The 14,440-nt window shown below is 72.0% G+C and carries 12 protein-coding genes and 1 pseudogene; 7 read left to right on the top strand and 6 right to left on the bottom strand.

The genetic code is table 11. The annotated features are described in order from the left end of the window. Positions 1–195: 195 nt before the first annotated feature. Together SCWH03_RS14445 and SCWH03_RS14440 are read right to left on the bottom strand one after the other, a co-directional pair. Positions 196–474, bottom strand: coding sequence for a DUF4031 domain-containing protein (locus tag SCWH03_RS14445; RefSeq protein ID WP_173264638.1), 279 nt, complete (start codon positions 472–474; stop codon positions 196–198). Continuing rightward, complete coding sequence (locus SCWH03_RS14440) at positions 471–824, bottom strand: DUF8819 family protein (protein ID WP_173264637.1); 354 nt, start codon at positions 822–824, stop codon at positions 471–473. The genes SCWH03_RS14445 and SCWH03_RS14440 overlap by 4 nt, the downstream gene beginning before the upstream one ends. A 440-nt stretch (positions 825–1,264) precedes the next feature. Here SCWH03_RS14440 and SCWH03_RS14435 point away from each other — a divergent pair. Both SCWH03_RS14435 and murQ read left to right on the top strand, forming a co-directional pair. Beyond that, positions 1,265–2,152, top strand: a pseudogene (locus tag SCWH03_RS14435) (MurR/RpiR family transcriptional regulator); the annotation flags it as partial. A 21-nt stretch (positions 2,153–2,173) separates the two neighbouring features. Further along, positions 2,174–3,100: an N-acetylmuramic acid 6-phosphate etherase gene (gene murQ / locus SCWH03_RS14430; RefSeq protein ID WP_173264636.1), complete on the top strand. Its 927-nt coding sequence runs from the start codon at positions 2,174–2,176 to the stop codon at positions 3,098–3,100. A gap of 249 nt (positions 3,101–3,349) precedes the next feature. Here the strand turns inward: murQ and SCWH03_RS14425 are convergent, their stop codons facing one another. Continuing rightward, positions 3,350–4,120 (bottom strand): putative protein N(5)-glutamine methyltransferase, encoded by a 771-nt coding sequence (locus SCWH03_RS14425; RefSeq protein WP_216854750.1) that lies wholly within the window; start codon positions 4,118–4,120, stop codon positions 3,350–3,352. Between the two features lie 420 nt (positions 4,121–4,540). On the opposite strand from SCWH03_RS14425, the gene SCWH03_RS14420 reads away from it, so the two are divergent. Next, entirely contained in the window at positions 4,541–4,969 is a 429-nt protein-coding gene (locus tag SCWH03_RS14420; protein WP_173264634.1) for a YunG family protein, read from the top strand. A gap of 145 nt (positions 4,970–5,114) precedes the next feature. On the opposite strand, the gene SCWH03_RS14415 is transcribed toward SCWH03_RS14420, so the two are convergent. Next, positions 5,115–6,569: an MFS transporter gene (locus SCWH03_RS14415; RefSeq protein WP_173264633.1), complete on the bottom strand. Its 1,455-nt coding sequence runs from the start codon at positions 6,567–6,569 to the stop codon at positions 5,115–5,117. A gap of 149 nt (positions 6,570–6,718) precedes the next feature. Further along, complete coding sequence (locus tag SCWH03_RS14410; RefSeq protein WP_173264632.1) at positions 6,719–7,231, bottom strand: ribonuclease FAU-1 family protein; 513 nt, start codon at positions 7,229–7,231, stop codon at positions 6,719–6,721. A gap of 468 nt (positions 7,232–7,699) precedes the next feature. Here SCWH03_RS14410 and moaA point away from each other — a divergent pair, with 468 nt between their 5' ends. The 4 genes from moaA to SCWH03_RS14390 all read left to right on the top strand — a co-directional run bounded on the left by moaA (position 7,700) and on the right by SCWH03_RS14390 (position 12,204). Further along, positions 7,700–8,758, top strand: coding sequence for a GTP 3',8-cyclase MoaA (gene moaA, locus SCWH03_RS14405; protein WP_173264631.1), 1,059 nt, complete (start codon positions 7,700–7,702; stop codon positions 8,756–8,758). 59 nt (positions 8,759–8,817) lie between these two features. Then, positions 8,818–9,189, top strand: coding sequence for a 4a-hydroxytetrahydrobiopterin dehydratase (locus SCWH03_RS14400; protein ID WP_216854748.1), 372 nt, complete (start codon positions 8,818–8,820; stop codon positions 9,187–9,189). Positions 9,190–9,401: 212 nt separating this feature from the next. Next, positions 9,402–10,073 (top strand): molybdenum cofactor biosynthesis protein MoaE, encoded by a 672-nt coding sequence (locus tag SCWH03_RS14395; protein WP_173264630.1) that lies wholly within the window; start codon positions 9,402–9,404, stop codon positions 10,071–10,073. Positions 10,074–10,599: 526 nt separating this feature from the next. After that, positions 10,600–12,204 (top strand): ATP-binding SpoIIE family protein phosphatase, encoded by a 1,605-nt coding sequence (locus tag SCWH03_RS14390; RefSeq protein ID WP_173264629.1) that lies wholly within the window; start codon positions 10,600–10,602, stop codon positions 12,202–12,204. 258 nt (positions 12,205–12,462) lie between these two features. On the opposite strand, the gene groL is transcribed toward SCWH03_RS14390, so the two are convergent. Continuing rightward, positions 12,463–14,085: a chaperonin GroEL gene (groL, locus tag SCWH03_RS14385; RefSeq protein WP_017946010.1), complete on the bottom strand. Its 1,623-nt coding sequence runs from the start codon at positions 14,083–14,085 to the stop codon at positions 12,463–12,465. Positions 14,086–14,440: the final 355 nt, after the last annotated feature.

The following is a 14,440-nucleotide window of genomic DNA, read 5'->3' as shown; positions in this document are numbered from 1 at the left end:
CGCCGGAGCCCACCGACCACGGGACCGCGCCGACCGCCGGACGCCGGACCGCCGGAGCGCCGGAGCGCCGGCAGACGGCGCGGCCATGGAGCGAGCATCCCCGGCGACCGCGGGAGTGAGTGCGAGCGGGCGGCCCGGCCCGGGGGCGGACGAACGGCCGCCCGGCCACAGGGCGAGGACGCGGCCCGGCCGGCCTTACCGGCCTCCCCCGCCGCCCCCGTACCTACGCCGCCGCAGCCCCGCTTCGGTGAGGCGCCCCACCAGTTCCTTCGACCCGATCTCCACCGCGCCCGCGCGCACGGCGTCCCCGTAGCGGTGGGCCGGCACGTCGTAGTGGTCACGCTCGAAGGCGCGGGCGGGGCAGCCGATCGACCCGGCGAAGAGGTGGAGTTCCTCGAACGACACGTCGCTGACCAGGTGGGACCAGAGCATCCCGTGCCCCGGCCAGGTCGGCGGGTCGATGTAGAGGGTCACCGCAGCCCGCCGACCGGCGCGACCGCGACGCCCGCCTTGCCGCACACCCACTGCGGGTCAGGGCCCAACTCGGGTTCCACGTCGAGCGCGTGCGGCTCCCCCGAGGTGCACACCGGGCACAGCGGCCACCTCCCGTACCGCTCCAGCAGCGCGTCCTGCACGTCCTGGGCGATCAGCCCGGCCACGTACTCCGCGCCCTGCGGCCACTGCCCGACCCACCAGCGGCGCTGCCCGACCGCCTCCTCGACGAGGGAGACGACCTCGGCGTCCGCCACGTCACTGGCGGTGAGGTCCGCGAGGACGAGGGCGCGGGCGGCATGCAGCGCCTGTTCAAGTGGTTCTCCGTCCATACCGTCATTGTCACCCGTGCGGGTGGGTGGCCTTCACGCCGATCCGACGGTCCGCAGGGCGACCAGCCCTGGGGCCCTGCGCGGCACAAGCGCCAGGGGTTGACCGCCCCCAGAGGCGAAAATATCTTTCATATGTGAGCAATGAGATGAAGAATTTTTTCAACGCCCGGGAGGCCGGCACCCGCCCCGGCTCGACCGCTCCGGGCGGGTCAGGCGCCACGGGCCGGTCCGGCACCTCCACACGGTCCGACCACCCCACCCCGTCCAGCACCTCCGCACGGTCCGACCACCCCACCCCGTCCAGCACCTCCGCACGGTCCGACCACCCCACCCCGTCCAGCACCTCCGCACGGTCCGACCACCCCACCCCGTCCAGCACCTCGGGGACGGCCGCGCAGCCCGCCGGCGGCACAGCGACGGGAGGTCCCGGAACCGGCGGAGGCGGAGCCCCGCCCGTACCCGCTGCTCTCGCCTCGAAGGTCCGCACGCTCGCCCCGTCCATGACCCGCTCCATGCAGCGGGTCGCCGAAGCCGTCGCCGGCGACCCGGCCGGCTGCGCGGCGCTCACGGTCACCGGCCTCGCCAGGCTGACCGGCACCAGCGAGGCCACGGTCGTCAGGACCGCGCGGCTGCTCGGCTACCCCGGCTACCGCGATCTGCGTCTGGCACTCGCCGGCCTCGCCGTACACCAGCAGTCGGGCCGCGCACCGGCGGTCACCGCGGACATCGCGGTGGACGACCCGATAGCCGACGTCGTGACGAAGCTCGCCCACGACGAGCAGCAGACCCTGGCGGACACCGCCGCGGGCCTGGACACCGTCCAGCTCGGTGCCGCCGTCGCGGCCCTCGCCGGCGCGGGCCGTATCGACGTCTACGGCGTGGGAGCGTCCGGCCTGGTCGCCCAGGACCTCGCCCAGAAGCTCCTGCGCATCGGGCTGGTCGCCCACGCGCACGGCGACCCCCATCTCGCGGTCACCAACGCGGTCCAGCTCCACTCCGGCGACGCGGCCGTGGCGATCAGCCACTCCGGGTCGACCGGCGACGTCATCGAACCGCTGCGCGTCGCGTTCGGCCGCGGAGCGACGACCGTCGCGATCACCGGACGGCCGGACGGGCCGGTGTCCCAGTACGCAGACCACGTGCTGACGACCTCCACCGCACGCGAGACCGACCTGCGCCCGGCCGCCATGTCCTCGCGGACGGGCCAGCTCCTGGTCGTCGACTGCCTGTTCATCGGCGTCATGCAGCGCACCTACGAGACGGCGGCGCCGGCCCTCGCCGCTTCGTACGAGGCCCTCGCCCACCGCCGCACCCCCCGCACCCGCTGAACCTCCCGGGAGAGCCGCCCCATGACCTCCGCCCCTGGACCGGCCGAACTGCGCGCACAGCTGGACAACCTCACGACCGAGGCGTTCCGCCCCGAGCTGGCCGGCATCGACCGGCTCCCGACCGCCGAGATCGCCCGCGTCATGAACGGCGAGGACCGGACCGTCCCCGACGCCGTGGCCGCACAGCTTCCGGGGATCGCCGCCGCGATCGACGCGATCGCCGGGCGCATGGCCCGAGGGGGGCGGCTGGTGTACGCGGGCGCGGGTACCGCGGGCCGCCTCGGCGTCCTGGACGCGAGCGAGTGCCCGCCGACGTTCAGCACCGGCCCGGACGAGGTCGTCGGCCTGATCGCGGGCGGTCCGCCGGCGATGGTGGAGGCCGTGGAGGGCGCGGAGGACTCCAGGGAGCTGGCCGCCGCCGATCTGGACGGTCTCACCCTGACCGCGCTCGACAGCGTGGTCGGCATCTCCGCCTCGGGCCGAACCCCCTACGCGATCGGCGCCGTCGAGCACGCCCGTGCGGTCGGCGCGCTCACCGTCGGCCTCTCCTGCAACGCGGGCAGCGCGCTGGCCGCGGCCGCCGAGCACGGCATCGAGGTGGTCGTCGGTCCCGAACTCCTCACCGGATCGACCCGGCTGAAGGCGGGCACCGCCCAGAAGCTGGTCCTCAACATGATCTCGACCATCACCATGATCCGCCTGGGCAAGACCTACGGGAACCTGATGGTGGACGTGCGCGCCTCGAACGAGAAGCTCCGCGCCCGGTCGCGCCGGATCGTGGCGCTGGCGACCGGCGCCCCGGACGAGGCCGTCGAGAACTCCCTGACAGCGGCGGACGGCGAGGTGAAGACGGCGATCCTGATGCTCCTCGCCGACGTCGACGCCGCGACGGCCGCGGACCTCCTGAAGCACGCAGGCGGTCACCTCCGCGAGGCGCTCCGCCGCTGACCCGGCGGCCGGCGGCGCATCCCCTTCCTCCGTACCGGGCCGGTCCGCTCCCCGCAAAGAACATGGCGCGAAAGCCATGGAGGCGGTGTGAGGGCGAGTTGAGGCCCCGATGAGACCGGCATGAGAAGCGGCCCGCCGTCGGCGCCCGGGCACGCCCCGGCCGGCCCGGCCGACCCGCCTCGCCCTTCTCCTGCCCCCGCAGCAAGGCACAGGCTCACCAGCGCAACCATCCCCCGAGCGCGGCCGGCCTCAGCGGGTGGTCCTCGTCCCCACGACGACGGTCGCATACCGCTCGTCGCACCTGTCCGCCCCCGGCGCGAGTCCACCGTCCGCGACCGCCGACAGCGCACCGGCGGTCTGGCGCTCACTCGTCTCGAACAGCAGGATCCCGCCCGGCGCCAGCCACTCCCCCGCCTCCGCCGTCACCCGCCGCAGCACGTCGAGTCCGTCCCTGCCGCCGTCGAGCGCGACGAGCGGCTCGTGCTCCCGGGCCTCGGCCGGCAGCAGAGCGACTTCCCCGGTCGGCACGTACGGAACGTTCGCGGCGAGGATGTCGACGCGCCCGCGCAGTACCTCCGGCAGCGGCTCGAACAGGTCGCCCTCGAAAACCCTTGCGCCTTCCGGCAGATTACGCAGGGCGCACCGCACCGCGGCGGGCTCGATGTCGGATGCGTACAGCTCGACCCCGCAGCCGGGCAACGAGGCTGCCAGCGCCGCCCCGACGGCGCCCGAACCGCAGCACAGATCGACGACCACTTCGGCGTCCGGCCGGGTGCGGACCGCCTGGCGCACGAGGAACTCCGTCCGCCGCCGGGGCACGAACACCCCCGGCTCCACGGCGACCCGCAGTCCGCAGAACTCCGCCCAGCCGAGGACGTGTTCCAGGGGATGGCCGCAGGCCCGCCGCTCCACCAGGGCGGCGAGTTCGGCGGGCGTCCGGGCGGCGGACAGCAGCAGTCCGGCCTCGTCCTCGGCGAAGACACAGCCCGCGGCGCGCAGTCTGCCGACGACGGCGGCGATGTCGGCGGCGAGGGGAAGAGAACGGGAAGCAGGGAGGGAAGAGAGGGAAGAGACTGAAGAGAGGGAAGGGAGGGACGGAGGAGAAGAAAGAGGAGAAGGAGGAGGAGATGCGGAGCGAGATGCGGCGGGATCATCGAAGGAGAACGACAAGGGAGAGCCTTTCGGAGGTTCCGAACGGGGCTCCCTCACACACCCTCGGTGACACGGAGGCGAGCACCCGGTCCTGCGGCAGCGGTAATGGGTCTCACCTCCTGGCGTCGTGGTCTCGGCGTCCCGGTTCCGTCGCGGTCCCGGTATCGGCAAGCCTATCGCGGCGCGGCGCGGCCGGGCTTGCCCGCCGATGACCGCCGGCGCCGTAGGCGGCCCCTTCTCACCACCGGCGTCCGGCTGATGTCAGTGCCCCCTGGCAGGATCGCCGGCATGACACCACTGCTTCTCACCGACATCGAACGTGCCGTTCGCAGCAGTTGGAGTGCCGAGAGGTCCACTCCCGAGTTCCGAGCCCGCTGGACCGAGGACAATCCCGCCCGGGACCAGTGCGGGGTGACCGCCCTGGTGCTCCACGATCTGCTCGGCGGCGATCTGCTCCGGGGGGAGGTCCACGTCGCTGGAGAGCGTGTGGATTACCACTGGTGGAACCGCCTGGGCCAGGGCATCGAGATAGACCTCACCCGCGAGCAGTTCGGGCCGGAGGAGATCGTCACCGAAGGCGTCGTGATTCCACGCCCTCCCGTGACCGAATTGCGCAGGCTCCGTGAGGAGTACGAGCTGCTGCGCGACCTCGTCCTGGACAGGCTCGACCGCCGGCGGACGACCGCTGCCGGGGCCATGTCCGGCCCGCCGGCTTGAACTCGTTCAGCGGGTGCATGCTGGGCCGGCAGGCGGGAGACGGACGGTCGGCGGGTCCTGCTCGGCCGGCGGACGGGCGACGCGTACCCGGCCGGCGTCAGGCCCTGCTCCCGGCCCGGCGGACGGGGGAGGCCGGCGAGCGGTTTCAGCGTGCGGTGCGGGGTGGGGCGCTGTCCGCCGTCGTGCCCCGCTGGGACCGCCGAGAAGCGATCCGGCCCAGCAGCGGGGCCAGCGGAACCAGCAGCGCCGTAGCGGCGACGAGCGCACCCAGCAAGGTGAACGCCGCGGCGTACCCCTCCTGCAGCGCCCGCACCTGTGACAGACCGGGATCCGCCGTTTCCGTCACCGCCGCCGCGAGGCTGCCGAGCGCGGTGAGACCGAACACGCCCCCGCACTTCTTCACGGTGGTGGTCAGTCCGCTCGCCACACCGGCGTTCTGCTGGTCGGCACCCGCCGTGGCGGCCTTGACCATGTGGACGAGCGCCACCCCCAGCCCCGCGCCCATCAGCAGCGACGGAAGCAGGGCCTCCTCCCCGAAGCTGCGCTCCCCCTTCAGCCGGCCCATCCACAGCAGTCCGGCGGCCAGTACCGTCTGGCCGAGCGCCAGGGCCGTTCGGGATCCGAGCCGACGGCCGAGACGGGCGGCGAACACGGACCCCAGGCTTGACGCCACGGTGAGAGGGACCTGCCACAGCGCGGCCGTTCCAGGGCTGTCGCCGAGAACCCGCTGCTGGTAGAGGGGCAGCAGGAAGAACATTCCGGTGGCCGCCATCCCGAGGACCGCCACGCCGACCTGGGCCGCACGCACGGAAGCGCCGGCGAAGACCCGCAGCGGAATCAGCGGGTTCGGCCGGCCTCGCTCGAGCGCGATCAGGAGTGCGAGAAGGGCGAGTCCACCACCGGCCGGGACCAGTGCCTGGGGGCGAGACCCCCAGCGCCCCGCCTCGGCCGTACCGAAGGCCAGCAGGACCAGTCCGGACGCCAACACGACGAGGCTCACAAGGTCGCGGCGGGGCACCCTGTCACCAGTGACCCCGTCCGACGGGGCGGTGACGGCGCACAGCGGCGCCAGCAGTGCCGCGAACGCGGCGATGGCGAAGAACACGTACCGCCACCCGGCGACTTCGGTGAGCAGTCCGCTGAAGAGGACCCCGACGCCGCCCCCGGCCAAGGTCGCCATGCCCCAGAGGCCGAGGGGCCTGGCGCGCTCGCCCTCCGGGGCGCGCAACAGGAACAGGGCGAGCAGGGCGGCCTGCACCAGGGCGATCCCGGCGCCCTGGAACGCCCGTGCCGCGATCAGCGTCGTGGCGTCGCCGGAGAGGGCGACCAGGCAGGAAGCGAACGACGACACCGCGAGGCCGACCAGCAGCAGGCGGCGGCGCCCGAAGCGGTCGGCGGCGCGACCTGCCGGCAGCAGGAGCGCCGCGGTGGCCAGGACGTACGCACCGACCACCTGGGGCAGAAGGGTCGGAGCGAGCCCCAGGTCCTCGCCCATGACGGGCAGCGTGATGTTGACGACCGTGCCGGTGAGCATCACATAGAACTGGGTCGCGACCAGGATCGCGAGGGAGACGCGCGACGCGGTCCGGCTCGGACCCACCGGGTCCCCCGCGCCCCCGCCGGCCCCGTTCCACGGCCGGAGCACGCGCATCAGGGCCCGATCACGGCCGCCCCGCACGGGTGCCTCCCGGCGGGGCCGGCCGCGGAGCGGCGGCGGAGCAGGTCACGGCTGCCTCTCGGCTCCCGCTGTCACCGAACTCGGACCAACTCGCCCCACCGCCCCTCCTTCGCCATGTGCTCGAGTTCGTCCAGAGCGGCCTCGGCCCTGCTCGCCGAGTCGGGATCACGCCCGCGCAGACCGCCCGAAGCGAACGTCTCCTCGTCCAGCCGCAGCACAGTGGCCGTGTCCGCGGACACCCACAGGTTCAGCCCCATCTCCTCGACGCGGAGTTCACCGTCGTCGAGGGTGCTCGGCCGGGTGACGTTGGCATACCAGCCCTTCAGAGCGCCGTCCCCCGCGCGCACCTCCTTGACCGCATGCCAGCGGTCGCGCCAGTAGCGCTCCACGAAGGAGTCACCCGGTTCGAAGCGGACGAAGCCGAGATCCCTCACGTGCGAAGCCGCCCAGGTCGCCTGGACCGTGATCCGCGCCCCGTCGTCGTCGAGCAGTTCAGCCGGGTACCGGATCTTGGTGCGGCCCGCGTGGACCAGAGCGACCTCCACGGTGCGCCGCCCCCGTGAGTCGGCAGGGTTCTCAGCCATAGCGGACCTTTCCGTGAGATCGGAAATATCAGCTCATTCTCGCCAGCGTATCCGCGGCCCACATGCGGTGCCATGCGAGTTCGACACCGCCGGCGGGCTCGGCCACGCTCGGCACGAGGCTCCCCCGGCCCTGCCCCGCGGGGTGCGCGAGGTGCGCGAGGTGCGCGAGGCTTATCGCAGCCTAAAATAGATCCACAAAGCCATAAAGCAGCAGGAAGGGTTGACCATGACCTCATACCGGGTCACGAACCCGCTGCACAGCCGCCGGGCCGCCGAGGCCCGGCTGTCCGCCGGGACCTCGGGCCGCGTCGGCTGCCGGGAGGGGGCCCACCCGGCCGTTTCCCCGGGACCATCGCCCGCGTCATCGGCCTTCAGCCACGGGGGACCGCTCGCCCCGTCCGCTTCCCCACCGGCACATCGAACCGGTACCGCACTCTGCGCACCGCCTGACACCGGGGGCTGATACCCATGGCCGGCGGCAATGCCGATCTTGCCGATCACCCGCGGGATCTCTTCGACCGGCCGCTGGGTGACCTCCGGCTGTCGGTGACCGACCAGTGCAATCTGCGCTGCCAGTACTGCATGCCGGAGGAGCACTACACCTGGCTTCCCCGACGGGATCTGCTGTCGACTTCCGAGATCGGCCGTCTGACGGACGTGTTCATGTCGCTGGGTGTCCACAAGGTGCGCCTGACCGGAGGCGAGCCCCTGATACGGCCCGAGCTTCCCGACATCGTCAAGACCCTGGCGTCCAGGTCCGACCGAGGCCTGCGGGATCTCGCCCTCACGACGAACGGCGTGCTTCTGGGCAAGCACGCCGGCGCGTTGAAGGAAGCGGGGCTGGGCCGGGTGACGGTGAGCCTCGACACCCTGCGCCCCGAGCGCTTCAAGGCCATGAGCCAGCGCTCGTCCCACGGCGCCGTGATGGCCGGGATCCGCTCGGTCCCCGAGGCGGGATTCACCGGCACGAAGATCGACACCGTCGTGATGCGGGACTTCAACGAGGACGAGCTGGCCGATCTGATCGAGTACGGACGGGCCGTCCCCGCCGAGGTGCGGTTCATCGAGTACATGGACGTCGGCGGGGCCACCCACTGGAGCGCGTCGAAGGTCGTGTCCCGGCTGGAGATCCTCGACCGGCTCGCGCGGCACTACGGATCCCAGCCCACCCCCCTGGACGAGGGCGGTCCCGCCCCGGCCGACCGGTACGCGCTACCGGACGGCGCCGTCTTCGGCGTCGTCTCCTCGACCACCCAGCCCTTCTGCCGTAGCTGCAACCGCACCCGCCTCACGGCCGACGGCATCCTGCTCACCTGCCTGTACTCGCTGAGCGGCCTGAACCTGCGCGAACCCCTGCGGGAGGGGGCGAGCGACGAGGAACTGCGGGACCAGGTGGCCACGGTGTGGCGCGAGCGAGCGGACCGGGGCGCGGAGAACCGGCTGAACCGGCGCGAGAGAGGGGTGTTCGTCTCCGTGGACAGCCTGCGCGACGACCCGCATCTGGAGATGCACACGCGAGGCGGCTGAGAGAGGACCGCCCTGCCCGGACCTGTACAGAGCAACGACGAGTCCCCCGGGAGAACCCCGTGACCGCGAACGAGTCCCGCACCGACGACGGCTTCCCCCCGACCGATCACCGTGCCTGCCAGGGCAGCGCCGTCACCCTGGACACCGCGGCGGTGCAGCGGCGCCTGGGCCGGGTCCCGGAGTGGGAACTCCGGCAAGGGCACCTCTGCCGGACCTTCCACTGCGTGACGTTCCGCCAGTCGTTGGCCCTCGTCGAGGCCATCGCCGACATCGCGGAGAAGCTCAACCACCACCCCAATCTGTCCTGGGAGAACAAGCGGGAGGTGACGGTGGTGCTGTGGACACACAAGATGGACGGGTTGACCGGGCTGGACTTCGACCTCGCGGCAGACATCGACACGGCCTACTCGGCCCTGCAGGTACCGGTATGAGCGCCGCGGGGGCTCCGCAGCCCTGACGCGCCCGAACGGCCGGGCGTCGGCCGGGGGGACGGCCGGGGGGACGGCCGGGAGATGCCGATGCCTCCGGCGGCGCGGACGACCGCGCCGGTGATCGTGCCGACGACCGTGCGGGAGACCGTCGTTGCACCGTGTTCGTGGTCACGCTCCGGCCGGCCCGCCGGCGGCAACCAGGAGGAATGATCATGGGAACCGACGTCCAGGTGCTGTACTTCGGCATCCTGCGGGAGATGTACGTCCAGGCCCGCGAGGAGCACTTCTCGCTCGCCTCCGGCGCCACCGTGGCCGACCTGGTGGAGCGGATCGGCGAACGCCACCCGCCGTTCGTACCGATCCGGGAGCGCATCAGGATCGCCGTGAACGAGGAGTTCGCCGCCTCCGGGCATGTGCTGAGTTCGGGGGACACCGTGGCACTGATCCCCCCGATCGCCGGAGGATCGGACCGCTACTGCGTCGTGACGGACGAGCCGCTGCGCATCGACCCCCTGGTCGACGCGGTAGCCGGCCCAGGGCAGGGGGCCGTGGTGGCCTTCGTCGGCACCGTACGCGACGAGAACGAGGGCCACGAAGTGACCGAACTGCGCTACGAGGCGTACTCCGCCATGGCGCTGCGAGCGCTGAACTCCGTCATCGACCGCTGCGAGCAGTCGGCTCGGGGGGCCAGGGTCGCCGTCTCGCACCGGATCGGGGAGTTGCAGGTCGGCGATGCGGCGGTGGTACTGGCCGCGTCCGCACCACATCGCGCGGAAGCGTTCGCCGCCGCCCGTATGTGCATCGAACTGCTCAAGCAGGAGGTACCGATCTGGAAGAGGGAGACCTCGCCGGACGGAGCCGAATGGCTGGGGATGCGCCCTTGACCGGGGATCGGGCCGGCCGGTCGCCGGCAGAGGCCCAGGGGGCCCGGGCGGCCGCTCCGGCGACCCGTCCGCCGCCCCGTCCGCCATCTCGTCCGTCATGTCGTCCGTCATGTCGTCCGTCATCTCGTCCGTCATCTCGTCCGTCATCTCGTCCGTCATCTCGTCCGTCATCTCGTCCCCCATCGCCTCTTCGAGCGGGACGATCAGCGGGACCGAACCCGCCATCGGTCGTCCGGGAACCGAGCGACTCGGGGATCACGTAGGCCACAGAATTCACAGAGGTCACACCACCCCGTACGGAAGATCGAGTTCCGAGCAGGCGTCCCCGACCAGCATGGCTGCGAACTCCGGGCCCGACCGTTGATGCCACTCCACACCCGCCGCACTCCTTTCGTTTCTCTCCGCGCAAGCGCCATCACCGGTCAGAATCGGACTCCCCCGTGTATGGCGTCAGGCATTGCGGTGAGATGTCCGGATACCGCTGCCGCGGTCACGGCAAAGGGCAGAATCCGTCCGGGAGGCAAGCATGAATGGCATCATCACGGCGGTCTCATCGGAGTCCGATCCAGACACCGGCACCGCCGGGGCCTGCCGCTGCCGCACGAGCCCGCGCCCAGGGGCCCCCGCGGGGTCCGCAGAAGAGCGGTTCCGGGGGCTGCTGGAGGCGGCGCCGGACGCCATGGTCATCGTCGACGACGGCGGAACCATTCGCCTCGTCAACGCGCAGACGGAAGCCCTGTTCGGCTACCGGCGCGAAGAACTCCTCGGCCACCCCGTCGAGATCCTCGTCCCCGGCCGCTTTCGCGACCACCACTCCGCACACCGCGACGGCTACACCCACAACGGCCAGGTCCGCCCCATGGGTGCCGGGCTCGAACTGCACGGCCTCCGCAAGGACGGCACCGAGTTCCCCGTGGAGATCAGTCTCAGCCCCCTCGAGACCACCGACGGGCTCCTCGTCTCCGCTGCCGTACGCGACGTCAGCGAACGCAAAGCCGCCGAGGAGCGGTTCCAGGCCCTGTACGAGCAGCAGCGTCACGTCGCGCTGACTCTGCAGCGCAGTCTGATGGGCACCCCGCCGGCCGTGCCCGGGCTGGAGACCGCGAGCCGCTATCTGCCCGCCACCCAGGGCGCGGGTGTCGGCGGTGACTGGTTCGACCTCGTGCCGCTGGGCGCCGGGCGGGTCGGCATCCTCATCGGTGACGTGATGGGCCGCGGCCTGGAGGCCGCCGCCATCATGGGGCAACTGCGGTCCGCGGCCCACGCCCTCGCCAAGACCGGTATGCGGCCGCGGGAGCTGATGCACGCGCTCGACTCGATCGTCGCCGAACTCGACGGACCGGACCAGCTGGTGACCTGCTGCTATCTGGTCGTGGCGCCGGACGCGGGCGAGGTGACCGTCTGCTCGGCCGGGCATCTGCCGGCTCTCGTCGCGGAGCCGGGCGACGGCGTGCGGTCCCTGGAGGCACCGGTCAGCGTGCCCCTGGGGGTGGGGGAGCATCCCCACCAGGAGGCGACGGTGGCCATCGCCCCGGGGTCGAGCCTGGTCCTCTTCACCGATGGCCTGATAGAGACACCGGCGGGAGACATCGAAGAGCAGCTCGACGCGCTCATCGACGCACTCGATCTCGCGTTCGCCTCGGCACACGACCTGGAGACGGTGGTGGACGACGTGCTGGAGTCGGTCCTGCCCGCCACCGAGCACCACCACGACGATGTGACGCTGCTTCTGGCCCAGTTGCCGGCGGCCCCGCTGGCCACGGCGACGACGGTACTGCCGGCGGCCCCGGCTTCGGTGTCACGTGCGCGGGCGTTCCTCGCCGAGTCCCTGGTCGCCTGGGACTGCGCCCAGGTCGCCGACGACGCCGGGCTGCTGGTGTCCGAGGTGGTCACCAACGCCGTCCGGCACGGGCAGGGCCCGGTACGCCTGCAGGTGCGGCGCAACAGCACGGAGCTGACCGTCGAGGTGAGCGACCACAGCCACCTTCCACCCCGGATCCGGCCGGCGGGCGCCGACGACGAGTCGGGGCGGGGCCTGATCCTCGTCGAGTCGCTGGCGGGCGGCTGGGGTGTGCGACCGGCGGACGACGGCAAGACGACGTGGTTCACGCTGCGTCTGGCGCCGGCCTGAGGACGGCCTGAGGACGGCCCGGGGACGATCCCGCACGGCCCGCCCCGGCCCCGCAACGCCAGGCCCCGGCAACCACCCCGCGCGCCGGACCCGACCAGCACCCCAAGACCACCCCACACGACCACCCCGCACCCACGCCCCGGACCCGCACGCGCCTGCGCGCCCGGCCGGGCGCGCAGGCGCAAAGGCCGAGGGCGGCACCCCCGGGAGTGGGGGTGCCGCCCTCGGTACAGGACGGTCGATCAACCACAGGGTCGATCAGAAGTCCATGTCACCGCCCGGCATGCCGCCCGGAGCGGCCGCGGCGGCCTTCTCCGGCTTGTCGGCGATGACGGCCTCGGTGGTGAGGAACAGCGCGGCGATCGACGCGGCGTTCTGCAGCGCGGAACGGGTGACCTTGGCCGGGTCGATGATGCCCTCGGCGACGAGGTCGACGTACTCGCCGGTCGCGGCGTTCAGGCCGTGGCCCGGGGTCAGGTTGCGCACCTTCTCCACCACGACGCCGCCCTCGAGGCCGGCGTTGACGGCGATCTGCTTCAGCGGGGCCTCCAGGGCCAGCTTCACAGCGGCGGCACCGGTGGCCTCGTCACCGTCGAGCTCGAGCTTCTCGAAGACCTGGGAGGCCTGGAGCAGGGCCACGCCACCACCGGCGACGATGCCCTCCTCGACGGCCGCCTTCGCGTTGCGGACGGCGTCCTCGATGCGGTGCTTGCGCTCCTTGAGCTCGACCTCGGTCGCGGCACCGGCCTTGATGACGGCCACGCCGCCGGCCAGCTTCGCGAGGCGCTCCTGGAGCTTCTCGCGGTCGTAGTCCGAGTCGGAGTTCTCGATCTCGGCGCGGATCTGGTTGACCCGGCCCTGGACCTGGTCGCTCTCGCCGGCACCGTCGACGATGGTGGTCTCGTCCTTGGTGATGACGACCTTGCGGGCGCGGCCCAGCAGGTCCAGGCCCGCGTTCTCGAGCTTGAGGCCGACCTCCTCGGAGACGACCGTGCCACCGGTGAGGATGGCGATGTCGCCGAGCATGGCCTTGCGGCGGTCGCCGAAGCCCGGAGCCTTGACGGCGACGGACTTGAAGGTACCGCGGATCTTGTTGACGACCAGGGTCGACAGGGCCTCGCCCTCGACGTCCTCGGCGATGATCAGCAGCGGCTTGCCCGACTGCATGACCTTCTCCAGCAGCGGGAGCAGGTCCTTCACCGAGGAGACCTTGCCGTTGAAGATGAGGATGTACGGGTCCTCGAGGGCGGCCTCCATGCGCTCCATGTCGGTCGCGAAGTACGCCGAGATGTAGCCCTTGTCGAAGCGCATGCCCTCGGTGAGCTCCAGCTCGAGACCGAAGGTCTGGGACTCCTCGACGGTGATGACGCCTTCCTTGCCGACCTTGTCCATCGCCTCGGCGATGAGCTCGCCGATCTGGGTGTCGGCGGCGGAGATGGAGGCGGTGGAGGCGATCTGCTCCTTGGTCTCGACCTCCTTGGCCTGGTCGAGCAGCGCACCGGAGACGGCCTCGACGGCCTTCTCGATGCCGCGCTTCAGGGCCATCGGGTTGGCACCGGCCGCCACGTTGCGCAGGCCCTCGCGGACCAGCGCCTGGGCGAGGACGGTCGCGGTGGTCGTACCGTCACCGGCGACGTCGTCCGTCTTCTTGGCGACTTCCTTGACCAGCTCGGCGCCGATCTTCTCGTACGGGTCCTCGAGCTCGATCTCCTTGGCGATGGAGACACCGTCGTTGGTGATCGTGGGGGCGCCCCACTTCTTCTCGAGGACGACGTTCCGGCCCTTGGGGCCAAGGGTGACCTTGACGGCGTCGGCGAGCTGGTTCATCCCGCGCTCGAGACCGCGCCGTGCCTCCTCGTCGAACGCGATGATCTTGGCCATGTGAAGTGGTCCTCCCGGACTGGGGTGGATGCTCCGGACCGCGCTGGTGCCCGCGACGGACGGCCTGCGTGCCTTGTGGTTCCTTGCCCCACCCGGCCTGCGGACCTCACCGACCCGGTCCTTCGTTGTCACTCTCACTCGTAGAGTGCTAACGCCAATGATTAGCACTCGGACCCGGCGAGTGCAAGACGCGACCGCGACTCGGGCTTCCGTCCGAAGGCCGCGCCGCGTCGCCCCGGGGGCGCGTCGGCGCGTCCCCCCGGGGCGAGGGCGCACCGTCCATCCCGGCGGCAGGAGCCCCGACGCGGCCCTCGCACCCGGGCGCCCTCGCGGCGCGGGACGGGCACACCACGAC

Source organism: Streptomyces pacificus, from assembly GCF_011766325.1.
Classification (GTDB): domain Bacteria; phylum Actinomycetota; class Actinomycetes; order Streptomycetales; family Streptomycetaceae; genus Streptomyces; species Streptomyces pacificus.
Note: the sequence above shows the minus strand (reverse complement) of the source record. Positions and strands in the feature narration are given on the sequence as shown.